Raw genomic sequence first — 25,840 nt, 5'->3', positions numbered from 1 at the left:
AGTTTCCTCTAAACTCCTCATCATTCCGCGCCGCAAAACGGCGCCTCTTGTCGTAATCATTCCACGCCGCAAAATGGGCGCCTCTTGTCGTAATCATCATTCCACAACCGGGAAAAGCATCCTCTGGTTGCTCTCATCAAAAAGATTCTCTCTGTTCACCACCCTGAAGGATATGGTCTCATCCTCCATGGGAGTAAGCCTGTTCTCCAGCCTTCTTACGATGGCCGCAACGCTCTGATAACCCATGTAATACTCGTTGGGCACCACCATGCTGGTGATGATACCATCGTCAAGATAGCTGACATTCCTTATCGAGGTACCCTCTCCAAAGATCATCACGTCGCTTCCGCTTCTCTGGGCATATTCGCTGGCCGCTTCAAGGCCGCCGTTTTCAAGGGCAACGATTATGTCTGCCTGCCCTATCACCTGCCTGAACTCTATTCTGTCCTGAAGGCTCACGTTGTTGGATTCGATCCAGGCTATTTCAGCCCCCGAGGACTCTATGTTCTCGCTAAATCCCCGGAGTCTTTGCTGTATCGAATGAAGCTTCTGATTGCCCGCCACAATGCCGATCTTATGCCCTTCCAGCTTGTTTCCGAAGGCGATTCTGACCTCGTTGGCAAGGGCTCTTCCTATCTCCACATTGTCCGCCTCGATACATGCGGATTTTCCCTCCACGTCAAAGTCCATATCTGCGCTTGTATCCACCAGCTCCAGCACCACTTTGCCGCTGATATCGGTGATGATGCTCTCGGTTCCTCTGCTGGTGATGACCTGAAGGATTATGCCGTCAGTCTCCATGGCGATCTCATCTTTTATGAGATTGTACTGCTGGTTCAGCGTTAGATTTTTTCCCGTTGAAACCACGTTAAGCTTGACTCCGTTGTCCTTGGCTGCCTGCTCAAGCCCCGCCATAAAGGACGCCCATCTTCCGGAGCCGCTATCATCCACAACAACCGAGACCTTCACCTGATCATCCCTGGTCCCGCTGAGGATCAGCGCCGAGGTGGAAGCCGCCAGTGTTATCATGAGCACCGCTGACAATATCAAAATGAACATGTTCCTGTTACTCATACTCATGCTCCTTTCCTCCCTCTAAGCGCTTCTGATTCTCCTCGTTATAGGGAATTGCCGGAATATGGATGGTAACCGTTGTACCCTCATCAGGCTCGCTCTCTATCTTAAGTCCGTACTGCTGCCCAAACCGCAGCTGTATCCTTCTGTGCACATTTATAAGACCAACGCCTGATCCGTGGCCCCGGGCCCTCGTATCGTCGGTCAAAAGAAATTGCAGCTGCTCACTGCTCATTCCAAAGCCGTTGTCAGAAACTTCAATGTAGATGTCGCCGTCATCACCAAGATACCCTCTTACCTTGATCTCGCCGTCCTCCATATCCTTGACTCCGTAGTACACGGAATTTTCCAGGATTGGCTGGACAATGAGCTTAACTGTGCAGCATCTTTTTATCTTCTCATCAATATCAAAATCAACGGTAAAGGCATCCTTGAACCTTACCTTCTGAATATTCATATAATTCAACGCATGACGGATCTCGTCCTCCACGGGGATGATGGTCTTGCCGCCGGACAGCGACACCCTGAACAGACTTGCCAGCTGGGTTATCATGAACACGGCGTCGTTGTATTTTTCTCCCTCTATCATCCAGACGATGGAATCCAGAGTGTTATACAAAAAGTGAGGATTTATCTGGGACTGCAGCGCATCCAGCTCGGATTTTCTCTTCTCCTCCTGGGAGGCCACCATGTCTTTCATCAGCTGATTTATCTGATCATAACTGGACCGCAGGGTCCTTCCAAGATGCTCCACCTCAGTGGGGCCGCCGATGTAGACTGTGGGATTGACCTTTCCCATCTCGATATCCCTGATGGAATCGTTGAGTTTTCTGATGGGCCTTGTAACCCTGTTTGCCACAAGCCTGTTCAAAATCAGCATGGCAAGGAGCGTGATGGATACGATCATCACAACGAAGTATCTGATATCCTTTAGCCCCATGTAGGAGTTACTGGTGGGAATAACGCTAACCAGCTTCCATCCCGTATAACTCATGGTGTTAACGGTAACAATCCTGGTGCTGCCCTCAAAAACCTCCTTGTGGCTGCCGTCATCATAGCCCGCAATGCTGGTATTGTTCTCCGCAAAAACTCCTGCGCTTATCTGCATCAGCATGGGATGGTAGATGATGGTCCCGTTCCCGTCGCACAGATACACATACTGCTCCGAAGGGTTGACGTTAACATCCTCCATCATCTGCTCGATCACAGCATAGTTCATATCCAGCAAAAGAACTCCCTGTCCCGGAACGCCGCCTCTGTTAAGCTCTACGGCACGGCTAAGGGAAGTTACCCAGTAATATTTGAAGGTGGGATCGTCCACGAAGATATTTTGAACGTGGGGAAGGGAGAAATGAAGATTCTCAGGCTTTTTAAGAGCGGTCTTGAACCAGCTCTGGCTCGTAACATCACCCCCCGGCTTTTCTACACCTACGGGAGATGCGCTGATAAGTGTCCCGTCCTCATTATAAAGAGCAAGGCTTATAAGATAGTCCTTATGGGCCTCGTAAAGAAGATTCATCTGATTGCTTGGGGAATCCACGGAAAGGTCCTCGTCTTTTATCACGTTGTAATAAATTGCGTCGGAGACCCGTCGCATGCTTCGAAGATAATCCTCAAGATTAACAACGGTCTGATCAAGCAATGTCTGGGCGCTGTCCGTGAGCATTTTCTCGGAGCGCACATAAAACCTCTGATAGAGAGCCACGCCCATTGCAAGCATGCAGACTAAAGCTACGATGGTAAAAGAAACTGAGATCGTAGCCTGAACACTTCGTGGGGCGATATGTCGCATGTAACGGCCAAAGCGCCACCTCGCTTTCAGCTCATTTGCTTTTTCTTTCAGAAAGTTTTTGGATTCCACTTTTTATGATTCCCTGCCGGCCTTGTATTTTGAAGGGGAAACCCCAAACTGTTTTTTGAATACATAGCTGAAGTAGTTGGGATCGGAATAACCAACCTGCTGGGCAATTATATAGGTCTTTTCATCTGTCTCCACCAGCATCTTCTCAGCCTTCTCCATGCGGTAATCGGTAAGGTAGCCCACAAAGGTCTTGCCGGTCTCCTTCTTGAATACCGTTGAGAAGTAAGCGCTGCTCACCCCGAGGTAGTTGCAGATAAAATCGATGGACAGGTCCTGATCAGCGTAGTGATCAGCCACATATTCTTTTGCCTTGGTGACAAAAGACCTGGTGTTGTCGGAACGTTTGCCGTCTATAAGCTCTCTGATCTTGAGGCATACGGAGCTTAGCCAGTTAGACAGCTCTTTTCCCTCCATCTGCTGGACCAGGGCGTACACATCCTTGTTGGCATCGAAGACTTCGTTGACGTCGAGCTGGTTGCCCCGCAGGAATTTGTAGAGCTCACTGACAAGTTCCATCACAAAGAACCTGTGGTTCTGGATCGAGCCCTGCTTCTCAAGATTGCTCTCTATATACTGCCTTGCCGCAGTTTCAACGGCATCGCTGTCCGCCATCTTCATCTTCTTGAACACGTCGGTAAGACTGTCGCTGCTCTCCTGTCCTTCCGTCTCCTTCTCAAGGGGAGAGATCTCGGAGATGTTGATAGCCTTGGTGTGGCCATAAAGTACCCTGTAGGAAACCGCATCCCTGGCGCCCTTGTAGGAATCGTCAATCCTTGAAAGGCTGTCCACCACCTCTCCGATGCCGATGGTGACGTTGGCCTTACAGATGCTCTCAGCAAGCCTGCAAAGCCTGTCGCACTCGTCGGTAAAGGCCTTGGCATCCTTCTCCACAGACAGCTGTGAGATCATCACGGTGCTGCCAAGATAGGAAAAGAACCTGCAGCCCCACTTGGGGTCAAGGCGCTCTTCAAGAAGCTTCCTTACGGAAACCGACAAAAGAACCGGATTTATGCCCTCGGGAACGCTGGACATGCTGATGTGGACTATTGCCGTAAGGTACAGGGGAGCTTTTAGGTCGATGCGATAGTCGTCCATGAATTTCTGAATTTTATTCTGGGCGATCCTGCCCTCCACAAGGGACGCAAAGAAGTCCTCCTGAAGCAGCGGCAGCGAATCCATATAGTAATTCTCAAGTTTTGCCACGTTCAGCTTCTCGTCGATGTCCCTGTCCAGGGCCTCATGGACTCTGGCAAAAACAGCCCTCAGTTCGTCCGAATCAATGGGCTTTAATATGTACTCTTCTGCCTCAAGGCGGATTGCCTCCTTGGCATATTCAAATTCATCAAAACCCGAAAAGAAGATGATCCTTATGTTTGGGTAGAGCTGCTTCAAATTCCTCGAGAGCTCCATTCCGTCCATGTAGGGCATCTTGATATCGGTCATGACAATGTCAGGCCTTAGCTCCTCGGAAAGTTCCAGGGCTTCAAGGCCGTTTCTGGCATAGCGGGGGATTTCAAATCCCATGGCTTCCCAGTCAAGTTTTTTTAAGATAGCCTGGGCGACGTCTTCCTCGTCATCCACAAGCATTACACGATATTTATTCATAAGTGATTACTCCAATGCGCGCGTTTGGGTATTTGATGCAGCCCGCTCCGGCGCGGGTGTTTGTTCACGGGCCGAGACGCGTGTTTGCGTGGATGTCATGCGGCACCGGGGCTTATTTGCCCATCACGAATTTCTCGTAAATGAATTTCCATGCGATACCCATGGCCACAACAGCGATAATGATGAATGCCAGTGCAATCTTGGGATTGAAGAATGATAAGATTCCCATGATAATGGCCGCAACGCCAAGAAAAATGATAACCAGGCCGGCATACAGCGTGTATTCACGGGGATGCTTGATGTTTGCGGGATCCTCTTTCTTATTAAGTATGTGAACATCCCTTGTGATGATGAGCCTGATCCCAAAGAACATGCATGCCGCAAACAACAGCAGCTCTATACCCATCTGATTTATGATTGTTTCAAATGTCATGATGATTCTCCTTCTAACTAACTATCTATATAATTATACTGTGCGCAGGCAAGAATAGCCATATAATAGCCATGATTACAAGATAACTTATGCGTTCTTTTGTATGTTTTTCAAACGAATTTAGTGTTCTGAAAGGGGCATATGCGTTGATGTTCCGCCGCAAGCTTACTTTCTGGCAATTTGCGGCGGTGACTTTTATCTAAAGTACTACCCATGTCAAGGACACGACAGAGCATTTGCGTCGGTGTTTTTCGTCTCAGCATTCCGACGCATTTTCATATTTTACCCATTTGCGTCGGTGCTTTTCGTCTCAGCATTCCGACGCATCTTCATATTTTGCCCATTTGCGTCGGTGTTTCACAGATTCACTTGCTATTTTTCCCCTGTTTAATCCGACACAAAATCCGGTTTTAGGCATTTGCGTCGGTTACAATGTTAAAAAAACTCCGACGCATGCTATAAATTGTACTGTTTGTGTCGGATGCAAGGGTAAAAATGCTCCGACGCATGCTTCAAATTTTACTGTTTGCGTCGGATACATGGGCAAAAATGCTCCGACGCAAGGTCAAAATGCTCCGACGCATGCTATAAATTATACTGTTTGTGTCGGACGCAAGGGTAAAAATGCTCCGACGCAAGCTTCAGGTTTTACTGTTTGCGTCGGACAGAAGGGCAAAAATACTCCGCCGCAAACTTAACCCAAAGTCATTTGCGGCGGAATTCAATCATATCTTGTTCCTCGAATGTATTGATTTCCTTGCAGTAAGGGCATCTTCCCCCTCGATTGTGTCAACTTCCTTGCAGTAAGGGCATTTTACCCCTCGAATGTGTTGATTTCTTTGCAATAAGGGCATTTTACTCTGGAATGCGAAAGCTTTACAGGAAAGAATCTGCCGCAGTGGCTGCAGGCTACGCGAACAACGTCTCTGCCAAAAGTGGCGCCGCCGGTAACATCAGACAATTCCTCTTCATCAAATATCTCAACCTTGCCACGGGGATTCTCCCCTTCAATTACACCAGCCTTGCCACGAGTATTCTCATCTACGCCCATCATCTCACCCTTGCCATAAATCTTCTTATTATTTAGATCACTCATTTTGCATTACCTCCAAAATATCACAATAATTATCGCATATTTATTTATACGATTCAAAGTCACTTTGGGGCAGATTATGATAGAATATTTGAATCAATGATATTTGCAAGTTTCATTCACGAGGAGAATGTATGAAAGATTTTGATGCGGTAGTATTTGATATGGACGGTGTTATCTTCGACTCCGAAAAATGCGTTCTGGAATGCTGGGAAGTTGTAGCACAGCGCCATAGTTTTTCAGACATAGAGGAGGTTTTCCTCGCCTGCACCGGTACCAATGATAAGAAGACAAAAGAGATAGTTCTTGAAGCCTTCGGACAGGATTTCCCCTACGATGAGTATGCCAAAGAGTCATCTGTTCTTTTCCATGAGAAGTACGATAACGGAAATCTTCCGTTAAAGCCAGGAATTTTCCATATACTGGATTTCCTAAAGGCCGAGAACAAGAAGATTGCCCTTGCCTCTTCCACGAGAAAAGAAATAGTGACCCAGGAGCTGCGTGATGCAGGCCTGCTGCACTACTTTGATAAGCTTGTCTGCGGGGATATGATCTCAAAAAGCAAACCTGACCCGGAAATCTACTTAAAGGCCTGCAAAGAGATCGGTGTCTCCCCTGAGCGTGCCTATGCCATAGAGGATTCCTACAACGGCATAAGAGCTGCCCATGCAGGAAAGCTAAAACCTATCATGGTTCCCGATCTTCTTCCCGCGGATGATGAGATGAAAAGTCTTGCGGAGGCAGTAATAGACAACCTGGACCTCGTAATCGATTATCTCAAGGATTAAGGTCCTCCTGCTATTTCTATCAGATATCTCAAGGATTAAGGTCCTCCTGTAATTTCCGTCAGATATTAAAAGAGGAGACTGCGATACAAAATACCGCAGCCTCCTCTTTTTTGAGTAAAAGGGTTCGTATTATTTCTTAGCAACGTACTTACGGATATCCAGTGATATAGCGATGAAGATAACTACGCCGATAGCGATGTACTGTGCGTTGGCATCAACACCAAGATACTGGAGAGCTGCCTTCAAGAGCTCGAATACCGCAACACCGATGATGGCTGAAGAAACCTTACCACGTCCACCGGTAACTGATACACCACCGATGGTGCAGGCTGCGATAGCTTCCATCTCGTAACCAAGTCCAAGGTTTACGGATGCGCCGCCGGCCTTTGCGCCAAGCATGAATCCTGCAAGACCGTACATCATAGCGGCCTTCATGTAGATGAGTACCATTGTAAGACGAACAGGAACACCGGCAACCTCAGCAGCCTGAGGGTTTCCGCCGATGGCATACATGTACTTGCCGTGACGGGTCATATTGAAGATGAACCATGTAATTGCAGCTACGATGATAGCGATCCAGATCAGGTAACTGATACCAAGGAATCTTCCTGTAGCAATGTTTGTGTACTCAGTTGTATATCCACCAAGAGGTGTAGCACCTGTGTAGATAAGAGCAAGTCCGTAAACGATCTCCATCATGGCAAGGGTTGCAATGAAGGGAGGTACGTGAAGGAATGCAATGAAGAATCCTGTGATGGATCCGAATGCTCCTGTGATGGCAAGAACGATCAGAAGAGCCACAAAGATGTTAAGGGGCTGCATATCAGGGAAGAACTTTCCTGAATAATCAATCTTCTGAAGAAGTGTTCCTGCGATACATGCTGCGAAACCGATCATACGTCCGGCTGACAGATCGCAGCCTGCGGTGATAACGCATCCTGCGATACCAAGAGCGATAACAAGTCTTGAGCTCATGTTCATCAGGATGTTGAACAGGTTGTTGGATGTAAGGAACCTGTCGTTTGTGATACCTGTGTAGATTACCAGGATGAACATAACGATGATAACACCGTTATTGATAAGAAAATCTATTGCTTTCTGTTGTTTTGTCTTAACCATTTTCTTTCCTCTCCGATCTTAGAATTGGGTAGCGTAGCTCATAACCTTTTCCTGAGTCATTTCGCTCTCTTCGGTTATCTCGCCGCGAAGTTTACCGTTACACATTACATAAATTCTGTCTGACATGCCGAGAAGTTCTGCCATCTCGGAGGATATCATTATGATAGCCTTGCCCTGCTTGGCCAGATCTGTCATGATCTCATAGATCTCATGCTTGGCACCTACGTCGATACCTCTTGTAGGCTCATCCATTATAAGGATGTCAGGATCGTTGGCAAGCCATCTTGATACGATAACCTTCTGCTGATTACCACCTGAAAGATTAGAGATGTGTTCCTGCATACTGGGTGTCTTGATGGAAAGCTTTTCAATGCTGTCGTCCACAACCTTGTTGATCTTGTTGTGGTCAAGAACAAAACCGCCCATAAGGTACTTGTTGTATACTGAAACGCCTACATTATCCTTAATTGAAAGACATCCGAAGATACCGTTTCCTCTTCTGTCCTCTGTGATCATTCCTATTCCGGCATCCATGGCATCTCTGGGGCTCTTGATCTTGGCCACCTTGCCATGAATCTTGATCTCTCCTGCCGAAAGATTTCTGATTCCGAAGATACCTTCCATAAGCTCGGTTCTCTGAGCTCCTACAAGTCCGCCAAATCCGAGGATCTCGCCCTTTCTTAAAGTAAAGGATACATCCTGGAAGGATTTCTCATGAATGGAGGAAATTCCCTTGGCCTCCATTACTACCTCTCCCGGAGTTCTGTCCTTGGGAGGATAGATATTGGTCAGCTCACGTCCAACCATCTTGGCGATGATATCGTCGATGGTAAGATCTTTGGCCGGCCATGTTCCGATATATGTACCATCACGCATGATGGTTACATCATCTGCGATACGCTTGATCTCATCCATCTTGTGTGAGATGTAGATCATGGCAACGCCTCTGTCTCTTAAGGTCTCCATAATCCTGAACAGCGCTTCTACTTCGCTATCTGAAAGAGAAGATGTAGGCTCATCAAAGATAATAACCTTGGCATCATGTGATACTGCCTTTGCAATCTCTACTGACTGCATCTGTCCGATGGACAGTGTATCAAGCTGTGCCTTAGGATCAAAGTCCATGTTAACTTCCTTGAGCCACTTCTCTGTTTGTTCGTACATTGTCTTGTGGTCGATTATCTGAAGTGGACCAATTTTCTTTACCGGGAATCTTCCAAGAAACATGTTCTCTCCAACGCTTCTTGCAAGAACCGGCTGAAGTTCCTGATGCACCATTGCAATACCTTTTTTCATTGCTTCATCAGGATTGTCGATTGTGGTTTTTTCTCCGTCGATATAGATTTCTCCGGCATCCATCTTGTAAATACCGAAGAGACATTTCATAAGTGTTGATTTTCCGGCTCCGTTCTCTCCCATAAGTGCATGGACGGTACCGGGCTTAACTGCCAGTTGTACGTTATCCAGTGCCTTTACACCGGGAAAGGACTTGGATACGCCCCGTAGTTCCAACTTGTACTCCGATGCCATACGTAGTCCCCTTTTCTCAAAAATCGGTGCGAGAGCAAAGCGCTCTCGCACCAGGATTATATAGTTCTAAAAATATACTCGAGATTAACTCGTCTTAATTACTTAAGTGAATCAAGAACTGACTGAGCGTTGTCAGTTGTAACCTTTACGTAGTCACATCCGATGTAGTACTCGTTGCCAGCACCTGTGATGTAGTTGATAGCTGCATCAGCTGCGCCGTGAGACTGAGCGATGTGATCGTTGAATACTGTACCGGTCATTGTTCCTGCGATAACGTCCTCAAGAGCCTCTGTAAGAGCGTCAACACCTACAAGATAGATGTCCTCGCCAACCTTACGTCCAGCTGCCTCGATTGACTGAAGAGCGCCAAGAGCCATAGCGTCGTTGTTGCAGAATACAACTTCTGTCTCAGGATGAGCTGAAAGCATGTTAGCAACCAGCTGCTGAGCTGTAGCCTGATCCCAGTTACCTACCTGATCATCAAGGCAATCTACTGTCCAGCCAGCATCCTCAAGAGCCTTAACTGAGAACTCTGTACGATACTGAGCATCTACGTTCTCGGGGTCACCCTCAACCATAACGTACTGGATCTTGCCGTCGCCGTTAAGGTCAACTTTGTCCTGACCAAGGTCAACGATGATCTCACCCTGCATTGTACCTGACTGACGAGCGTCACATCCAACGTATGTTACGTTCCAGCCGTTTGAAGACCATCTTGCTTCCTCGTCTGCATCGGGCTCACGGTTGATGTATACGAGAGGAATGTTTGCGCCAACTACAAGGTCTGTAATTGTTGCAGCAGATGAAGAGTTAACGGGGTTGATGATCAGAACGTCTACACCCTGTGTGATGAAGTTCTGGATCTGGTTTGTCTGTGTAGCCTGGTCATTAGCACCATCTACGATTGTGATGTTGTCCTTTGAGAATCCCTGTGATACGAGATAGCTCTCAAGCTCGTTACGGAAAAGTGTCATGAAGTTGTCAGCGAACTGGTAGATACATACGCCAACCTTCTTGTCTGCAAGATCTCCTGCAGGTGCTGCATCAGCAACTGTCTCAGCAACTTCTGTTGCAGTCTCAGCTACCTCTGTTGCTGTCTCAGCAACTGTCTCAGCTGTCTGTGTAGCTGTATCTGCTGCAGCGTTGCCGCAACCAGCCAGCATAGCCATTGTCAGAGCTGAAACTGTTAAAAGACTAACCAATTTCTTTTTCATTTAATACATCCTCCTTAAAATATGTTTGGGACGCACCTTAAGTACAGCCCCAATGTTTTGTTTACATGGATGATTATAGCAATGGCATTTGTGCAAAAACATAGAGAATTCTTCTGTGAATCTTAGAAATCCTTTTTAATTTTATTTGTTTTTATGTATTTTATACAAAAAGAAACACCCGTTTTTGGTAACATTTCCTTTTCGGAAACGTTATCTCAAAATCGGGTGTCGTCGTTTTGATTAATTCGTCAAATTGTTTATTCAATTCCAACACTTCCGTCAGAATATGTTATGACCCAGTAGCCCTCACCGGTGCCGCAGTCCTCATGGTATTCCTTGTTTATTATCTGAAGCGCTGTGGCTGTATTGCTCTCGGACGCAGCCTTCGCCGTATCCTCTGCGGATGCTGCCATGGGGACTTCCTCGTCCTTAAGATTCTCAAGAGAAGTCTCAGTTTCTTTTCCCGTAGAGATTTCTGAAAGCGGAGCATCAGGTTCTTTTCCCGGGGCGAACTCTGTGAGCTCAACCTCAGTCTGTGCTCCATTTTCTGCTCGGTTGACCTCTACCACCGGGATATCGTCATCGGGGGAGACTATGGAGGATATTGTGTCGTGATATCCGGGAACAAGCGCATACAAGACGATATTCAAAAGAAAGACGGTAAATACAGTCCCCATAAAAATCATTATAAACGTCAAGGCTTTATTCATATCCTCTATCCTCCTGTTCTTAAAATATGTGTTTCCTTATGTTTCCTTAATAAGTCACCGTGTAGGCTGCTGCCGGAACCAGCGGTCCCGCAGGGTAGCTGTCGTAGGTCTGTCTGTAATAGCCCTGGCCCTTGGCATCCTGCATTTCGGTGTCAAAAATGTACCAATTGTCTCCCATCCTTACTTCCGTCCAGGCATGGGGCGTTCTTCCACCCAGAGAAGAAGTTACCGTTCCGGTGCAGACCCTGGCGTCATATCCAAGGCCCTTTGCGATATAGGCAAAGCCCGCTGCGTAGTTGTAGCAATTTCCTTTGCCGTTTCTGAGAATGTCCGTGGCGTAGGTTCCTGTCCAGTTGCCAAGGGGGACATCCATCTTCCGCTCATATTCCGAAGCTTCCACAAAATAGTTAAAGCAGTTAAGAAGCTGTGTCTTCTGACTCATGTTTTTGGTGGTGCTGGCTTCCACCACGGATGCCGTAAGCTTCATCAGCTCGGTATCGGGCTCCTTAATGGTTCCGTCCTCCATGCGCCACTTTACGCCTGACTCCGTGTGCATGAAGTGCGCGCCGGGAACCTGCCATTCCATCATGCTCTCCTGCGCCTGCTCTCCAATAACGCTCCGGATCTGCTCCTTTAAGGTGTTTGGAAGTCCGTACAGCGCATAATCACCGATTGAAACCACCGATTCGGGGATCACTGCACCGGGAAGTGCCGCGGGGTAGCAAAGCAGCTCCGTCATCTCCTTGTTGTAAAGGCAGTTGCTGTAGGAGGCGTAAAAGGGATTTGACTTGCTCACCGTTATGGACCTTAATCTCATCAGATTCCTGAAAGCTCCCGAAGTGATCTGTGTCACATCGCTTCCTATATGGATCGTTGAGATCTCCGTCTGCCCCCGGAATGTGGATGAATCTATGGTTGTAAGCTCTGCAGCCTCCACATCCGTATTAGGGAAAAGAGATATCAATATCGCCGTAAGTCCTATGGCTATTAAGTTACGAAATGCTTTGCAGCTGTTTCTTTTCATATAGTTATCATCTCTGGGTTGCCACATCGAATTTGTATCTGATCTTTGCATAGGTGACTGCGTCGGAGGCCTTGCCGCCCTCGTTGGGGTGCTTGCCGTAGCCTGCTGATTCTATCATGGCGTCGCCGTAGCCTTCTTTGCCGTCAACGATCACTCTGCAGTACTGGTCTGCCCAGGTGTTGATGTTCACATGTACCCAGGTGATGCCAAGGTAATCAAGGATGAGGCCAAGAGCTCTTGTGGCTCCTGCGCAGGAATACTCTCCTCCTATGAAAACGCCGTAGGCTGTTCTGTAAATCTTTCCCTTGGTGGTGTAGGTTCCAAGGTCGCAGTAGGCCTTCACTACACCGGCAGCATATGCTACCTTCTCAACATCCTTGATGCTCTTTGCTTTGGAGGAGGATTTACTTGATGAAGAGCTGCTTGAAGAGCTTGCTGTTCCGGCGTTGTTAATGGCATCTGCAATCTGCTTGGCTATGCTTCTTGCCATGATCTCCTGCTCGTAGGTCATACCGCCGTTGTCGTGCTTGGTCTTCTTTATAATGGTCACGCTCTTATCGCCTGTTGGTACAACGTACTCAGTGTTGTCTCCAACAAGCTTATTTGCTACGCGCTTCTCTTTTTTGCCAAAGAGCACCCAGTGCTCAATGAGTTTGTTGGGGTCGGCGCCGAATGCCTCTCTTAGGTCTTCATAATTCAGATAGTAGAAAAGGGGATTATACTCGTTTTTATAATCCACTCCGTTATATACCGTGGTACCTTTTGAAAGGGCGGTGTAGGGATCGTCCTTTGCCTCTGCGCGGAGGCTGAACATCTGTGAACAAACAAGGAATGCTACTGTAGTAAATGCCAGGGTAAGACTGAATACTCTTTTTGCAAACAGCTTCATAAAAACGCTCCATCCCGCCAAAATAGGCGCACAAAAATTACCTGTAACAATACTCACAATACATATCGTCATTTATTTATAGAAAATTAATACTTTGAAAATAAAAAAGGGCACATTTTCAGTGCCCTTGGATCAATGATAAGAATATGCACCCGTACACCACGGGTTCCGCGTGCGATACTTCACACTCAGATAAGTTTCATGGCATCCGCCACGGAAGATACGCCAACAATCTCTATGTCAGTAAAGGTCTTCTTGAGCTTCCCGGCAAGGGCCGATGGAACTATACAGGTCTTAAAGCCAAGCTTTCTGGCCTCGGATACTCTGGCTTCTCCCATGTTCACGGACCTGACTTCCCCGGAAAGTCCCACCTCTCCGAAAGCTACAACCTCCGAGCCAATGGGCCTGTTTCTGAAGCTGGAGATAAGGGCAAGGCAGATGCCAAGGTCCAGGGAGGGCTCAGCGATCTTCATGCCGCCGGCAAGATTAACGTAGGCATCATACTCTCCCATCTGGAGGCCTATCCTCTTTTCAAGAACCGCCATGAGAAGGTTCACCCTGTTGTAATCCGTGCCGTTGGCCTGGCGCCTTGGGAATCCGAAATTACTCCTGCAGACAAGAGCCTGAACTTCTATAAGAAGAGGCCTGGTGCCCTCTACTGAGCAGGTAACTATTGAGCCGCTGGCATCCTCGGGTCTTCCCTCCAGCATGAACTCGGAGGGGTTCGTAACCTCTACAAGACCTTTCTCCTGCATCTCAAATACGCCTATCTCGTTGGTGGAGCCGAATCGGTTCTTGACTCCCCTGAGTATCCTGTAGGATGCGTGTCTGTCTCCCTCAAAGTACAGCACGGTGTCCACCATGTGCTCTAAGACTCTGGGTCCTGCCACCTGGCCTTCCTTGGTCACATGTCCCACGATGAAAATGGAGATGCCAAGGCTCTTTGCTATACGTAAAAGAACCGACGTAGACTCCCTTACCTGAGACACACTGCCAGGGGCCGATGAAACCGCCTCGTTGTACATGGTCTGTATGGAATCGATGATCACAACCTGAGGTTTGGTCCTGGTGATGATCTCCTCTATGGTGCTAAGGTTGGTCTCACACATGAACTTAAGACTATCGGAAAAGCTTCCTATTCTGTTGGCACGAAGCTTGATCTGCTTGAGGGATTCCTCACCTGAGATATAAAGGACGTCCTTATTGTCCCGGGAAATGTTTCCGGCAACCTGCAAAAGAATCGTCGACTTACCGATACCGGGATCGCCACCCACCAGGATAAGCGAGCCCTTTACCAGGCCTCCTCCCAGCACTCTGTTGAGCTCCCCGATATGGGTATCATATCTGTCCTCATCATTCATCTCTATCTCTGAAAGAGACTTGGGACTTGACTCTCCCCCTGCCAGCATTCCAAGTCCGACTCCTGATGCAGAAGCCGATTTAGAGGCCTTGGAAACAGGCTTTGCAACCTCCTCAACAAAAGTATTCCACTCCCTGCAGCCCGGACACTGTCCCATCCACTTGGAGGATTCGTATCCACAGCTCTGGCAGAAAAACACGGTCTTAATCTTTGTTGCCATAACTTCTTAACTCCCCATACAAAATTTAAAAAGGGGCTTTCCGTCCGATGGGAAAGCCCCTTGCTTTTATTAAGTTACTTTTCGACTCTCACGTCTACCAGTCCGTTACCGGACAATTCAACGCTCAGATTCAGCTTGCCTCCAAGATTGGTGGTCATCTTGCCGATGCTGTTGCCGCCTATAAATACGCTGTATTCGGTATTCTCCAGAAGTCCCAGTGTGATCTGGGCATCACTGTCGCCCTCAACCTTGAACTCCACTCCGTTTTCTGTCTCCTTGAAACCTGTAACAGCTGTTCCGGGAACTGATTCATAAACGAAATTCTCGTTGCTCTCCAGCTTAGTGATGTCCTTGTAGGTCTTTACCTTCAGGATGTTGCCGTTGTGCTGGAAGTTCTCAAGCTTCTTCTTCTCCGGAAGCTCGTAATTACCAAAGCTGATGGTCCCGTCGCTCTCAGCTCTGATCAACTGCTCTATGACAGCCATAGTCGTCCTCCTAAAGTGTGATGAACAAACATAAATGTCACTTATATTATATTCCACAAAGGTGCAATATTAAATGAATTTTTTCTTATTTTTTGGCCTTGGATTTTTTGGCCCCGGGCTTTCTTGTGGTGACTGCAGTCTTGGTCTTTGCAGCTCTGGCAGTGCCCGTTGTCTTAACATTCACCTTCCTTACAGAGGTGCTCTTGCCGTCCTTTGGGACAAATACGATCTTATCGTCCTTGAGGGAAACGGTAACGCCCATGCCGGCTGTAATTGTGCCCTTAAGAAGCTCCTCAGCAAGCTGATCCTCGATAACGGACTGGATAGCTCTCTTGAGAGGTCTTGCACCCATCTTGGCATCTGAATGCTTGGTAACAAGGTACTTCTTCACTGCAGGAGAAATGGTAAGGTCAATGTCCATCTGCTTCTTGCATCTGTCGGAGAGATTCTGGGACAGAAGTGTGACAATGTCCATCATCTCCTTCTCTGTAAGAGTATGGAATACCATGATCTCGTCGATACGGTTTATGAACTCGGGCTTAAAGAGCTTCTTGACCTCATCCATAACTCCGGATTTCATATCCTCATAATCCTTCTTGGCGTCATCTCCGGCACCGAATCCCAGCTTCTTGGGATCAACGATCCTCTGAGCTCCGACGTTTGAAGTCATGATAAGGATGGTGTTCTTGAAGCTTACCTTGCGGCCCTTGGCATCGGTGATATGTCCGTCATCAAGAACCTGCAGAAGCACGTTAAAGATATCGGGATGGGCCTTTTCTATCTCATCAAAGAGGATAACGGAATAAGGGTGTCTTCTTACCTTCTCGGAAAGCTGTCCGCCCTCATCATAGCCCACATATCCGGGCGGTGAACCGATCATCTTGGATACGGAGTGGCCTTCCATGTACTCCGACATATCTACTCTGATAAGAGCATTCTCATCACCGAACATTGCCTCTGCAAGAGCCTTTGACAGCTCTGTCTTGCCGACACCTGTCGGTCCCAGGAAAAGAAATGAGCCAATGGGCCTGTTTGGATCCTGAAGCCCTACTCTTCCTCTTCTGATGGCCTTTGAAACGGCCTTAACCGCATCGTCCTGTCCTATTACTCTCTTATGAAGAACGCTCTCAAGCTTAAGGAGTCTCTCTGATTCCTTCTCAGCGATCTTCTTAACAGGGATCCTTGTCCACTCGGCAACAACCTCTGCAATATCGTTCTCATTTACAATATAGCCGGAGGTCTTGTCCTTTCTCTTCTCTGCGCTCTTTACACGGCTGAGCTTGGCTATAAGCTTGTTCTGCTCTTTGTTGAGCTCACCTGCGGTCTTAAAATCAGCGGCCTTTAAGGCTTCCTCGATCCTGGAATCCAGCTCTTTTATCTCATCCTCCATCTGCTTAACCTTGGGAGATGTGCCCATGGTGCGGAGTCTGACTGCGGATGCTGCTTCGTCGATAAGGTCGATGGCCTTATCAGGAAGATTCCTGTCATTGATATATCTTTCCGACAGCTCAACAGCTGCCTTTATGGCCTCGGGAGTAACAGTAACCCTGTGGTGCTCCTCATACTTGCTGACAATACCATTGAGGATATCGATGGCCTCTTCTTTTGTGGGCTCGTCCACATTTACAGGCTGGAAACGTCTCTCCAGCGCGGCATCCTTCTCCACATGCTTGCGATACTCGGTGATGGTTGTGGCACCGATCATCTGGATCTCGCCCCTTGCAAGGGAAGGCTTAAGAATATTGGAGGCATCGATGGCACCCTCGGCGCCACCGGCACCAATAAGGGTATGCATCTCATCCACAAAGAGGATGATGTTGCCATCCTCGTAAACTTCTTTGATGACTTTTTTGATTCTCTCTTCAAATTCGCCTCTGTACTTGGATCCGGCGATCATTCCTGAAAGATCCAGAGTTACAAGGCGCTTGTTCTGCACTGTAAGAGGCACATCACCGGAGGCAATGCGCTGGGCAAGTCCCTCTACCACCGCGGTCTTACCTACACCGGGCTCGCCGATGAGGCAGGGATTGTTCTTGGTCCTGCGGCTGAGTATCTGGATAACACGCTTTATCTCCCTCTCTCTTCCGATGACGGGATCAAGCTTGCCGTCCCTTGCAAGAGCCGTCATATCTCTGCTGTACTGGGCAAGGATTGAAGTCTTCTTGCCAGTCTTGGCCTGAGCACCCTTCCTGCCAAGGTCCTCTTTTACAAGGTTGGGGTCCTCTCCCATTGCCGCAAGAGTCTCGGCATAGATCTTCTGGGCAGGTACATTCAGTGTGCTGATGAGCCTTACGGCTACATTCTCTCCCTCTTTGATAAGGGCCAAAAGAATATGCTCGGTTCCCGTCTTGTCTGCGCGGAACCGCTCAGCCTGTCTGTGGGCTTCCTCCAGTACCTTCTCGGCTCTTGGTGAAAAGCCGTCTTTATCAAGGGTTCTGACGTTGCTGTCCGGCACGATCAGATCCCTTATCATATCCATCATTCTGTTCTCATCTATTCCGTTGTCGATGAGTATTCTGGATGCAACGCAGCCATCCTCAAGGATAAGTCCCATAAGGATGTGCTCTGTGCCCACATAATTGAGCTTGAGACTTCTGGCTGTCTTCCTGGCCAGTTTAAGTGCATCCGCTGCCATTAATGTGAATTTAGAATCCATGTATCAATTCCTTTCGTTGTAATTCGGGTGTCGGTTTAGTACTTGCATGTAGCTCCCTGCATTTAACTTCGCCGCTTTGCCTAAATCCGTGTGTTTGCTTCGTAATTGTCATAAAGCTGGTCTACCAGGGCGTGGATATCATCTCTCCCGATCCCCTTGCATATAGCTCTTGCCAGCACCACAGCCAGTTCCGACCTGGCCTCCTTAAGCGCCTGGAGCTTATTGATATCAATGGCGATCACCGCTCCCCGCCGTCTGTCGATCTTCACAAAGCCGTCCTGCTGCAGAATAGAATACGCCTTGTTGACAGTATGCATGTTGATACCGATAGTCTCAGCAAGCTGTCTCACACTCGGGAGCTGCTCGCCCTCCCTGAATTGAGACGTCGCTATGCCCAGAATGATCTGATTGCACAGCTGCAAATAAATAGCCTCATCGCTGTTAAAATCTATCTCGATGATCATGTTCCGCCTCCTTTCTGTGATATGTTTAGTATAACATATATTACAGAATTATGGAATCGAGGCTGACTCCTCGATTCTGCACACAGACATTCCGCACTTCGTGCTCCATGTCCTTACGACCGGCAAATGAATTTGTATGCAAGCATCCATTCGCTTGCCGGTCTTGTGCACCAAAAAAGAGAAGACCTTGCGGGTCTTCTCTTAGAAGCCATTATAGACATGATGAAATCAATTACTTATCATCATCAAGATCAAGGAACTCGAACTCGAAGTCGTCCTCATCTCCGAGGAAGTTGCGGGCTTTGCGCTTGGGTGCTTCCTTGGGAGCGGGAGCCTGATCCTGATCTCTGTAGGATGAAGGGCGTCTTACCGGACGATCCTCATCGCAGTCGTCTCTTCTTACGGGTCTTGAAGGTCTCTCTTCTGCAGAGCGTCTTACGGGTCTGTCCTCATCGCGATCAGCGGGACGTCTTGTGGGACGAACTGTTCTATCCTCTGCATCCTCGTCTCTTCTTACAGGTCTTGAAGTTCTCTGAGACTCTTCTCTTGCAGGTCTTACTGTTCTATCCTCAGAAGCAGGTCTCCTTACTCTGGATCTGTCATCCTCTTCGTCATCTCTTGCTCTTCTTCTGGGATTCTGATCGTAGCGATCATACTCTTCTTCATCCTCATCCTCGTAGTAGAGAGAATCTCTGAGTTTAAGTGCCATGAAGATAAGTCCGATCACAAGCGCTCCGATAAGGATTGCAAGAGCGATCAAAACGGTCTTGTAGGTGTTGTTGGTCTTCTTGAGCTTGCTCACTTCATCGCTGCTCTTAGCTGCGTCAATGAGCTCGTTAACCTTTACTCTGTAGCCCTCAAAGTTGTCATACAGATACCAAGAGTTGTTGCCTTCGTTATCGGGAGTATATACAAGAGCGTAGTTACCGTCTCCGGCATCTGAAACGGGGCTTGCGGAAGACTCTGATTCCGAGCTGTCCTCAGTTACTTCGCCGCCCTCTTCGGGAGCTGCCTCTGTGCCTTCGGGGTTCTCGGTCACTTCGCCGCCCTCAGCACCTTCAGCGGGAGCTGCTGCTCCAACCTCGATGAGGTCACTTCTTACAAATCCTGTTCTGTCATTGCCGAACTTTATCTGATACCAGGTCTTGTTATCTGTCCCTGTAGCTTCACCGGTTACTGTTACTGTGGTTCCCTTTGTAACCTTGCCAACAGAATCATAGCCTGTGCCTGCACCCTTGCGGACATTTACGCTGTCTGCGGTGATGGTGGCCGGCTTCTCCTCGGTAGCTGTTACCGCTGTCTCGGGAAGAGAAGCTGCTGATGTTGTGGTTGTGGTTGCGGCAGGTGCTGCAGCGGCTGCTCCGCCTGCCTTGCTTATAAGATCGCTTCTTACATAACCAAACTCACTTTTGTTGACGCGGATCTTATACCATACATAGCCGGAAGCATCTGTAGACTCATCAACGATGTCTACCTTGTCTCCGTTCTTAAGACTGGACACCTGTGACGCTGTGGTGCTTGCTGATGCTCTTACCTTAACGTTATCTGTTGATACGGTTCCTGTTGTCTCTGTGTACGCAAAAACTGTAGTAGCGGCTGTTACAAATAATGCAGCTGATAATATCACTGAAAGTCCCAGTGATACAAGCCTCTTTCTGATATTTTTTTTCATAGTACCTCCTCGTCTATCGCCTTTCCAATATCATGACGCATATATTTATTTGAAAAGCTTACCCATTCGGTAGCCTCATATGCCTTGGCTCTGGCTTCTTTAAGAGTATCACCTTTGGCGGTGATACCCAGTACCCTTCCGCCGTTGGTAACAATGCCCTCCGGTGTCTTCTTGGTTCCCGCATGGAAACAATAGTATCCCTCTTTGCCCTTGAAGTTCTCAAGTCCTGTGATGAGCTTGCCCTTCTCGTAGCTTACGGGATATCCCTCGCTGGCCAGAACAACGCATACTGCCGCCTTGTTCTCAAAATCCAGTTCAAGATCTGAAAGAGTGCCATCAATGCAGGCATCAATGACATCGATTATATCAGTTTTAAGTCTTGGAAGCACTACCTGGGCCTCGGGATCACCGAATCTTGCATTGTACTCAAGGACCTTGGGGCCGTCATCTGTGAGCATAAGTCCGAAGAAGATAACTCCTTTGAACTCTCTTCCCTCTTTGGCCATGGCTTCAACAGTCTTGCCGTAGATATGTTCACGGCAGAACTTGTCCACTTCCTCTGTATAGAACGGGCTGGGTGAGAAATTACCCATTCCTCCCGTGTTAAGTCCTGTATCTCCGTCTCCTGCCCTCTTGTGGTCCTGGGCTGAAGACATAAGCCTGTAGGTCTTGCCGTCCACGAAGGAGAGCACAGACACTTCGCGGCCTGTCATGAATTCTTCAATGACCATGTGGTTACCGGCATTTCCGAATTTCTTATCTTCCATTATCTCCTTGACTCCGGCCCTGGCCTCATCAAGATCCTGACAGATAAGAACTCCCTTACCAAGTGCCAGTCCGTCTGCCTTAAGTACGATGGGGAACTTGGCAGTCTCAAGATATTCAAGCGCTGCCTTGGGATCATCAAAGGTCTCATAGGCTGCGGTGGGAATTCCGTATTTCTTCATAAGATCCTTGGAGAAAGCCTTGCTTCCCTCAAGGATAGCGGCATTCTTGCGGGGGCCGAAAACACGAAGCCCCTCTGCCTCAAAGGCATCAACGATTCCGCCCACCAGCGGATCATCCATACCAATAATTGTAAGGTCAATGGCATTCTCTTTAGCAAAAGAAACCAGCTTGTCGAATTCCATGGGAGTTATGGGCACGCACTCGGCAAGCTCGGCTATACCACCATTTCCCGGAGCACAATAGATCTTGTCTACTCTGCTGCTCCTGGATACCGCCTCTGCAATGGCATGCTCACGACCGCCTCCACCAACAATCAAAACTTTCATCAGAAAATGTTCTCCTCTTCATACCCTTCAATAAACACCTTGTTGTCCCTGACCGAAACCCTGCCGTTGGCAATAAGGTCTATAGCCATGGGAAGTATCTTCCATTCAGCCTGCTCCATTATCCTCTTCTGGAGAACTTCCGGAGTATCATCCTGTCTTATCATAACGGGCTTCTGCAATATGATAGGTCCCGTGTCGGTTCCTTCATCAACAAAATGAACGGTTGCTCCGGAAACCCTGACTCCTCTTTCCAGCACCTTCTCATGAACTTTGAGGCCGTAATAGCCGGTGCCGCAAAATGAGGGGATCAGTGATGGATGGATATTGATGATCCTGCCCTCGAATTCCTTTACCACATCAGAAGGGATCACCACAAGGCAACCAGCCAGTACAATGAGGTCCGGATCTGCATCCTTAAGGATCTGCAAAAGAGCCTTATTAAAATCCTGCCTGTTCTCAAATTCCTTAGGGCTCTTTGCCACATAGGGAATCCCCGCAAGCCTGGCTCTCTCAAGGGCATAGGCCTTCGGATTGTTGCTGTAAACAAGACAGATCTCGGTATTTGTTATAAGTCCGCTGTTGATACCATCTATGATGGCCTGGAGGTTCGTTCCGCCTCCCGAAACCATTACTGCAATTTTCATACTTCCCCGCAATCTTAAATCAAATCAACGCCCTTTTCGCCGGAAACAACCTCTCCGACAATAAAGGCCTTCTCCCCTGATGCCTCTATAGCCTTCAGCGCGCTGTCCGCGTCCTCTTTTGCAACTGCAAGGACCATGCCAAGACCCATGTTGAAGGTGTTGTACATCATCTTGTCTTCTATATCGCCCTTCTTCTGCATAAGTCCGAAGATAGGTGGAATGTCATAGCTGTCTTTTTTCACTACTGCCCTTGCGCCCTCAGGGAGCATTCTGGGAATATTCTCGTAGAATCCGCCGCCGGTGATATGGCTGCATCCCTTAACGGTAATGCCCGCATCCCTTACGGACTTCATCATCTTAACGTAAATCCTGGTGGGTGTCAGAAGGCATTCACCGAGAGTCATTCCAAGTTCGTCATAATATACATCAAGGTTCTCTTTGGTAACGTCAAAGACCTTACGCACCAGTGAAAATCCGTTGGAGTGAACACCGGATGAAGCAACGCCGATAAGCACGTCTCCTGCCTTGATGCTGCTGCCGTCGATCATGTCCTTCCTGTCAACGACACCAACCGCAAATCCGGCTACATCATATTCATCCTCAGGCATAAGACCGGGATGCTCAGCTGTCTCGCCGCCTATAAGAGCTGCGCCGGACTGTTTGCAGCCCTCTGCCACGCCCTTTACAATCTCGGCAATCTTCTCGGGGATGTTCCTGCCGCAAGCTATGTAGTCCAGGAAAAAGAGCATGTCTCCTCCCGCACAGGCTACGTCATTTACGCACATTGCAACTGCGTCGATTCCTATGGTATCATGCTTGTCCAAAAGGAAGGCAAGCTTGATCTTGGTTCCGACACCGTCGGTTCCGGACAAAAGAACCGGATCCTCCATCTCCTTGATCTTGCTTAGGGAAAATGCTCCGGAGAAACCGCCAAGACCGCCCAGTACCTCGGGTCTCATGGTCTCCTTAACATAAGCTTTCATCAGTTCCACAGACTTGTAGCCGGCTTCGATATCAACTCCGGCTTTCTTGTAATCCAGTGCCATACACTCTCCTCTTATGAGTTAATAGTTTTTGTATCCTGTTTCCTGAAGCCTTGCGTCCTTGGCCACTACGCTGTCCTTGAGGGATGCTGAATAATCCTTGAGCTTCTGTAAGAGCTCAGGATCGGATGTGGCAAGAATCCTGGCTGCAAGCAGCCCTGCATTGGCTCCGCCGTTTATAGCAACAGTTGCCACCGGGATCCCCGAGGGCATCTGAACTATGCTGTATAATGAGTCTCTTCCGCCAAGTGATGTGGTGTGCATGGGAATGCCTATAACGGGCATAGGGAAAATAGCTGCGCACATACCAGGTAAATGGGCCGCCATTCCTGCTCCGGCTATGATAACCTTATAGCCTCTCTCTTCGGCAGTCTTAGCATACTCAAAAAACTCATCAGGTTCTCTGTGGGCCGATATAATGCGCATCTCAAAAGATATTCCAAGTTCAGTCAGTATATCTGCTGCCTTGGACATAACAGGCATATCCGAATCGCTCCCCATTACAATTCCAACTAAAGCCATGGCATCCTCCAACAAATGTTTTCTATATTTAGTCAGTTGTATCATAACACAGCACAAAATATTGTGCTACTAAAATTTATGACATTTTTATTAACAATTTAGGTAAGTCCCAGCACTAAAAGTGCCACCACAAAAATAATGGATGCCAAATTCAGTGCTATGCCGAGGTTCGGGAAAAGTTTGAAAATATCCCGTTCAAATCTTGACATAATTCCGAGAACAAGCCCCGCTACAGAAAAAATCGCCGCAACAAAAGCCGCTGCGGCATATCTGAGCTGTGCCTGTCCTCCGTCCCTGTAGGTAAAGAGGACAGCCACTATTAGTGTTCCCACTGAAATGCATCCTAAAATTGCAGACATTATCCCCTTCTCGGGATGCCTGTTATCTGTGAACATGTACCGGTCTCTAACCGGTTCAAGTTTTTTGATCTTTAGTCTAAGTTTCCTGTTCATCAGTCGGTATTACCTGGCCCCATATTCTGCATAGTACTCATCGATGGCCTTCTTGATATCCTTTGTAAGAAGTACTTCACCGTCAATGGGCCTGTTGTAAAGATAACCGACCACATCCTCCATGGTTACGATGGCGTGAGCGGAGAATCCGTATCTTTCCTTGATCTCATCAAGAGCGCTCATGTCGCTGTCCTGGCCCTTTTCCTGTCTGTTAAGAGAAACCATAAGGCCTTCGATATCACAGTCAGCCTGCTCCTGGATGATTGGCACCGTCTCCTCAATGGATTTGCCGGAGGTGGTAACGTCTTCGATGATAAGAACCCTGTCACCGTCACGAAGCTTGGTTCCAAGAAGAATACCCTTATCCCCGTGATCCTTGATCTCTTTTCTGTTGGAACAGTATCTGATCTCTCTTCCATAAAGCTCGCTGATGGCCATGCTTGTAGCAACCGCAAGAGGAATACCCTTGTATGCAGGTCCGAAAAGCACATCAAACTCAAGGCCGAAAGTATCATGAATGGCTCTTGCGTAATAATTGCCAAGCTTCTTGAGCTGTGCTCCGGTCACATAAGCACCGGCATTCATAAAGAAAGGTGACTTACGTCCACTCTTCAAAGTGAACTCCCCAAACTTGAGGACATTGCTGTCAACCATAAACTCAATGAATTCTTCCTTATATCTTTCCATAATTCAGGAACTCCTTTAAAGATTGTCTTGAAAAATCTACTAATAGATTATAGTGCAATTAATTAAATACTGCACTATAAAAATATAAAAGTTTTATCCAAGGGCGGAAGCTATGTCAGCCTTCATATCAAGGGCTGCTGCCCTGGCGGCTTCTCCCACGTTTCCATCCGCAAACTGTGTGTACTTATCGCTCTTCCATGCAGCGATTATTCCTCTGGAAGAATTGACGATGGCTCCAAGACCATCCTTATCAAAGAAGTGAACCAGATCCTTGCCGGTTCCTCCCTGCGCTCCGTAGCCGGGAACCAGGATATATGCATGGGGCATGATCTTTCTAAGTACCTTTCCCATCTCGGGATATGTAGCTCCCACTACCGCTCCCACATTACTGTAGGCTCCATCCATTGACTCTTTTCCCCATTCCTCAACCTTCTCGCCTACGATCTCGTAGAGGGGACGTCCGTCAATGAGGCGGTCCTGAAACTCTCCGCTGGAAGGATTGGAGGTTTTTACAAGAACGAAGATACCCTTGTCCTCCTCGTTGCAGACATTGATAAAGGGCTTTACACCATCGCTCCCAAGGTAGGGATTAACAGTGGCAAAGTCCTCGTCAAATCCGCGGTATCTTGTGTCCCCTATCTTAACTCCCCCAAGGTGCCCAACCGCATAGGATGCAGAGGTTGAACCGATGTCTCCCCTTTTTATGTCTCCGATAACTATAAGTCCGTTTTCCCTGCAATAGTCCACGGTCTTCTTGAAGGTGATAAGACCGGGGATCCCAAGCTCCTCGTACATTGCGATCTGGGGTTTGACTGCAGGAACTATGTCTTTGATATTGTCTATGATTTCCTTATTGAACTGCCAGAAAGCCTCTGCTGCCCCCTCCGGAGTCTGTCCCAGTTCCTCGTAGCACTTCGAAAGAATGCGCGGGGGGATAAAATCAAGTTTGGGATCAAGTCCCACCACAATTGGAGCTTCTGTCTTTTTAATCTTGTCGATCAGCTTGGAAATCATGTTCTGT

24 protein-coding genes are annotated in these 25,840 nt (G+C 47.9%); 1 reads left to right on the top strand and 23 read right to left on the bottom strand.

Going from position 1 to position 25,840, the window contains the following annotated elements; translation table 11 throughout:
- Nucleotides 1-96: 96 nt before the first annotated feature.
- From T456_RS0105600 to T456_RS0105580, 5 genes are all read right to left on the bottom strand, one after another.
- Entirely contained in the window at nt 97-1,080 is a 984-nt protein-coding gene (locus T456_RS0105600; protein WP_024865299.1) for a sugar ABC transporter substrate-binding protein, read from the bottom strand.
- Complete coding sequence (locus T456_RS0105595; protein WP_024865298.1) at nt 1,067-2,866, bottom strand: cache domain-containing sensor histidine kinase; 1,800 nt, start codon at nt 2,864-2,866, stop codon at nt 1,067-1,069. Before T456_RS0105595 ends, T456_RS0105600 begins: the two co-directional genes overlap by 14 nt.
- 72 nt (nt 2,867-2,938) lie before the next feature.
- Nucleotides 2,939-4,540 (bottom strand): response regulator, encoded by a 1,602-nt coding sequence (locus T456_RS0105590; RefSeq protein ID WP_024865297.1) that lies wholly within the window; start codon nt 4,538-4,540, stop codon nt 2,939-2,941.
- Between the two features lie 112 nt (nt 4,541-4,652).
- Entirely contained in the window at nt 4,653-4,973 is a 321-nt protein-coding gene (locus tag T456_RS0105585; RefSeq protein ID WP_024865296.1) for a hypothetical protein, read from the bottom strand.
- Nucleotides 4,974-5,787: 814 nt separating this feature from the next.
- A complete protein-coding gene (locus tag T456_RS0105580) occupies nt 5,788-6,069 on the bottom strand; it encodes a hypothetical protein (protein ID WP_024865295.1) in 282 nt (93 codons plus the stop codon).
- Between the two features lie 131 nt (nt 6,070-6,200).
- On the opposite strand from T456_RS0105580, the gene T456_RS0105575 reads away from it, so the two are divergent.
- Complete coding sequence (locus tag T456_RS0105575; protein ID WP_024865294.1) at nt 6,201-6,854, top strand: HAD family hydrolase; 654 nt, start codon at nt 6,201-6,203, stop codon at nt 6,852-6,854.
- Between the two features lie 129 nt (nt 6,855-6,983).
- Here the strand turns inward: T456_RS0105575 and T456_RS0105570 are convergent, their stop codons facing one another.
- The 18 genes from T456_RS0105570 to pyrF form a co-directional block, all read right to left on the bottom strand.
- Nucleotides 6,984-7,973 carry a galactose/methyl galactoside ABC transporter permease MglC gene (locus tag T456_RS0105570; RefSeq protein WP_024865293.1) on the bottom strand — a complete coding sequence of 330 codons (990 nt, stop codon included), beginning with the start codon at nt 7,971-7,973 and terminating at the stop codon, nt 6,984-6,986.
- Nucleotides 7,974-7,991: 18 nt separating this feature from the next.
- A complete protein-coding gene (locus tag T456_RS0105565; protein WP_024865292.1) occupies nt 7,992-9,503 on the bottom strand; it encodes a sugar ABC transporter ATP-binding protein in 1,512 nt (503 codons plus the stop codon).
- Between the two features lie 98 nt (nt 9,504-9,601).
- Entirely contained in the window at nt 9,602-10,717 is a 1,116-nt protein-coding gene (locus T456_RS0105560) for a galactose ABC transporter substrate-binding protein (RefSeq protein ID WP_024865291.1), read from the bottom strand.
- A 257-nt stretch (nt 10,718-10,974) separates the two neighbouring features.
- The gene (locus T456_RS0105555) at nt 10,975-11,427 is read right to left on the bottom strand and encodes a hypothetical protein (RefSeq protein ID WP_024865290.1); all 453 of its coding nucleotides are present in this window, start codon (nt 11,425-11,427) and stop codon (nt 10,975-10,977) included.
- A gap of 46 nt (nt 11,428-11,473) precedes the next feature.
- Nucleotides 11,474-12,451: a transglutaminase domain-containing protein gene (locus T456_RS0105550; protein ID WP_024865289.1), complete on the bottom strand. Its 978-nt coding sequence runs from the start codon at nt 12,449-12,451 to the stop codon at nt 11,474-11,476.
- 7 nt (nt 12,452-12,458) lie between these two features.
- Nucleotides 12,459-13,340, bottom strand: a complete 882-nt coding sequence (locus tag T456_RS21085) for a hypothetical protein (RefSeq protein ID WP_024865288.1) — start codon at nt 13,338-13,340, stop codon at nt 12,459-12,461.
- A gap of 188 nt (nt 13,341-13,528) precedes the next feature.
- Nucleotides 13,529-14,920, bottom strand: a complete 1,392-nt coding sequence (gene radA / locus T456_RS0105540) for a DNA repair protein RadA (protein WP_024865287.1) — start codon at nt 14,918-14,920, stop codon at nt 13,529-13,531.
- A gap of 74 nt (nt 14,921-14,994) precedes the next feature.
- On the bottom strand, nt 14,995-15,405 hold the full coding sequence (locus T456_RS0105535; RefSeq protein WP_024865286.1) for a hypothetical protein: 411 nt from the start codon (nt 15,403-15,405) through the stop codon (nt 14,995-14,997).
- Between the two features lie 85 nt (nt 15,406-15,490).
- Entirely contained in the window at nt 15,491-18,061 is a 2,571-nt protein-coding gene (locus T456_RS0105530) for an ATP-dependent Clp protease ATP-binding subunit (protein WP_024865285.1), read from the bottom strand.
- Between the two features lie 80 nt (nt 18,062-18,141).
- On the bottom strand, nt 18,142-18,525 hold the full coding sequence (locus tag T456_RS0105525; protein ID WP_024865284.1) for a GntR family transcriptional regulator: 384 nt from the start codon (nt 18,523-18,525) through the stop codon (nt 18,142-18,144).
- A gap of 232 nt (nt 18,526-18,757) precedes the next feature.
- On the bottom strand, nt 18,758-20,197 hold the full coding sequence (locus T456_RS0105520; RefSeq protein ID WP_024865283.1) for an SH3 domain-containing protein: 1,440 nt from the start codon (nt 20,195-20,197) through the stop codon (nt 18,758-18,760).
- A complete protein-coding gene (gene purD, locus T456_RS0105515) occupies nt 20,194-21,471 on the bottom strand; it encodes a phosphoribosylamine--glycine ligase (RefSeq protein WP_024865282.1) in 1,278 nt (425 codons plus the stop codon). The genes T456_RS0105520 and purD overlap by 4 nt, the downstream gene beginning before the upstream one ends.
- A complete protein-coding gene (gene purN / locus T456_RS0105510; protein WP_024865281.1) occupies nt 21,471-22,115 on the bottom strand; it encodes a phosphoribosylglycinamide formyltransferase in 645 nt (214 codons plus the stop codon). Before purN ends, purD begins: the two co-directional genes overlap by 1 nt.
- A 14-nt stretch (nt 22,116-22,129) precedes the next feature.
- Complete coding sequence (gene purM, locus T456_RS0105505; protein ID WP_024865280.1) at nt 22,130-23,155, bottom strand: phosphoribosylformylglycinamidine cyclo-ligase; 1,026 nt, start codon at nt 23,153-23,155, stop codon at nt 22,130-22,132.
- 24 nt (nt 23,156-23,179) lie between these two features.
- The gene (purE, locus tag T456_RS0105500; protein WP_024865279.1) at nt 23,180-23,680 is read right to left on the bottom strand and encodes a 5-(carboxyamino)imidazole ribonucleotide mutase; all 501 of its coding nucleotides are present in this window, start codon (nt 23,678-23,680) and stop codon (nt 23,180-23,182) included.
- 98 nt (nt 23,681-23,778) lie between these two features.
- The gene (locus T456_RS0105495) at nt 23,779-24,132 is read right to left on the bottom strand and encodes a DUF6142 family protein (RefSeq protein ID WP_024865278.1); all 354 of its coding nucleotides are present in this window, start codon (nt 24,130-24,132) and stop codon (nt 23,779-23,781) included.
- Between the two features lie 9 nt (nt 24,133-24,141).
- A complete protein-coding gene (gene pyrE / locus T456_RS0105490) occupies nt 24,142-24,819 on the bottom strand; it encodes an orotate phosphoribosyltransferase (protein WP_024865277.1) in 678 nt (225 codons plus the stop codon).
- 93 nt (nt 24,820-24,912) lie between these two features.
- On the bottom strand, nt 24,913-25,833 hold the full coding sequence (gene pyrF, locus T456_RS0105485) for an orotidine-5'-phosphate decarboxylase (RefSeq protein WP_024865276.1): 921 nt from the start codon (nt 25,831-25,833) through the stop codon (nt 24,913-24,915).
- Between the last annotated feature and the right edge of the window lie 7 nt (nt 25,834-25,840).

The sequence above is a fragment of the Butyrivibrio sp. FCS014 genome, assembly GCF_000526935.1.
Classification (GTDB): domain Bacteria; phylum Bacillota; class Clostridia; order Lachnospirales; family Lachnospiraceae; genus Butyrivibrio.
The sequence above is the reverse complement of the archived record's forward strand: the minus strand, read 5'-3'. Positions and strand labels throughout refer to the sequence as shown.

What these genes read in the sequence shown, in the direction of transcription:
- T456_RS0105600 (WP_024865299.1), bottom strand. Translation starts at nt 1,080, where the DNA reads ATGAGTATGAGTAACAGGAACATGTTCATTTTGATATTGTCAGCGGTG.
- T456_RS0105595 (WP_024865298.1), bottom strand. Translation starts at nt 2,866, where the DNA reads ATGCGACATATCGCCCCACGAAGTGTTCAGGCTACGATCTCAGTTTCT.
- T456_RS0105590 (WP_024865297.1), bottom strand. Translation starts at nt 4,540, where the DNA reads ATGAATAAATATCGTGTAATGCTTGTGGATGACGAGGAAGACGTCGCC.
- T456_RS0105585 (WP_024865296.1), bottom strand. Translation starts at nt 4,973, where the DNA reads ATGACATTTGAAACAATCATAAATCAGATGGGTATAGAGCTGCTGTTG.
- T456_RS0105580 (WP_024865295.1), bottom strand. Translation starts at nt 6,069, where the DNA reads ATGAGTGATCTAAATAATAAGAAGATTTATGGCAAGGGTGAGATGATG.
- T456_RS0105575 (WP_024865294.1), top strand. Translation starts at nt 6,201, where the DNA reads ATGAAAGATTTTGATGCGGTAGTATTTGATATGGACGGTGTTATCTTC.
- T456_RS0105570 (WP_024865293.1), bottom strand. Translation starts at nt 7,973, where the DNA reads ATGGTTAAGACAAAACAACAGAAAGCAATAGATTTTCTTATCAATAAC.
- T456_RS0105565 (WP_024865292.1), bottom strand. Translation starts at nt 9,503, where the DNA reads ATGGCATCGGAGTACAAGTTGGAACTACGGGGCGTATCCAAGTCCTTT.
- T456_RS0105560 (WP_024865291.1), bottom strand. Translation starts at nt 10,717, where the DNA reads ATGAAAAAGAAATTGGTTAGTCTTTTAACAGTTTCAGCTCTGACAATG.
- T456_RS0105555 (WP_024865290.1), bottom strand. Translation starts at nt 11,427, where the DNA reads ATGAATAAAGCCTTGACGTTTATAATGATTTTTATGGGGACTGTATTT.
- T456_RS0105550 (WP_024865289.1), bottom strand. Translation starts at nt 12,451, where the DNA reads ATGAAAAGAAACAGCTGCAAAGCATTTCGTAACTTAATAGCCATAGGA.
- T456_RS21085 (WP_024865288.1), bottom strand. Translation starts at nt 13,340, where the DNA reads ATGAAGCTGTTTGCAAAAAGAGTATTCAGTCTTACCCTGGCATTTACT.
- radA (WP_024865287.1), bottom strand. Translation starts at nt 14,920, where the DNA reads ATGGCAACAAAGATTAAGACCGTGTTTTTCTGCCAGAGCTGTGGATAC.
- T456_RS0105535 (WP_024865286.1), bottom strand. Translation starts at nt 15,405, where the DNA reads ATGGCTGTCATAGAGCAGTTGATCAGAGCTGAGAGCGACGGGACCATC.
- T456_RS0105530 (WP_024865285.1), bottom strand. Translation starts at nt 18,061, where the DNA reads ATGGATTCTAAATTCACATTAATGGCAGCGGATGCACTTAAACTGGCC.
- T456_RS0105525 (WP_024865284.1), bottom strand. Translation starts at nt 18,525, where the DNA reads ATGATCATCGAGATAGATTTTAACAGCGATGAGGCTATTTATTTGCAG.
- T456_RS0105520 (WP_024865283.1), bottom strand. Translation starts at nt 20,197, where the DNA reads ATGAAAAAAAATATCAGAAAGAGGCTTGTATCACTGGGACTTTCAGTG.
- purD (WP_024865282.1), bottom strand. Translation starts at nt 21,471, where the DNA reads ATGAAAGTTTTGATTGTTGGTGGAGGCGGTCGTGAGCATGCCATTGCA.
- purN (WP_024865281.1), bottom strand. Translation starts at nt 22,115, where the DNA reads ATGAAAATTGCAGTAATGGTTTCGGGAGGCGGAACGAACCTCCAGGCC.
- purE (WP_024865279.1), bottom strand. Translation starts at nt 23,680, where the DNA reads ATGGCTTTAGTTGGAATTGTAATGGGGAGCGATTCGGATATGCCTGTT.
- T456_RS0105495 (WP_024865278.1), bottom strand. Translation starts at nt 24,132, where the DNA reads ATGAACAGGAAACTTAGACTAAAGATCAAAAAACTTGAACCGGTTAGA.
- pyrE (WP_024865277.1), bottom strand. Translation starts at nt 24,819, where the DNA reads ATGGAAAGATATAAGGAAGAATTCATTGAGTTTATGGTTGACAGCAAT.
- pyrF (WP_024865276.1), bottom strand. Translation starts at nt 25,833, where the DNA reads ATGATTTCCAAGCTGATCGACAAGATTAAAAAGACAGAAGCTCCAATT.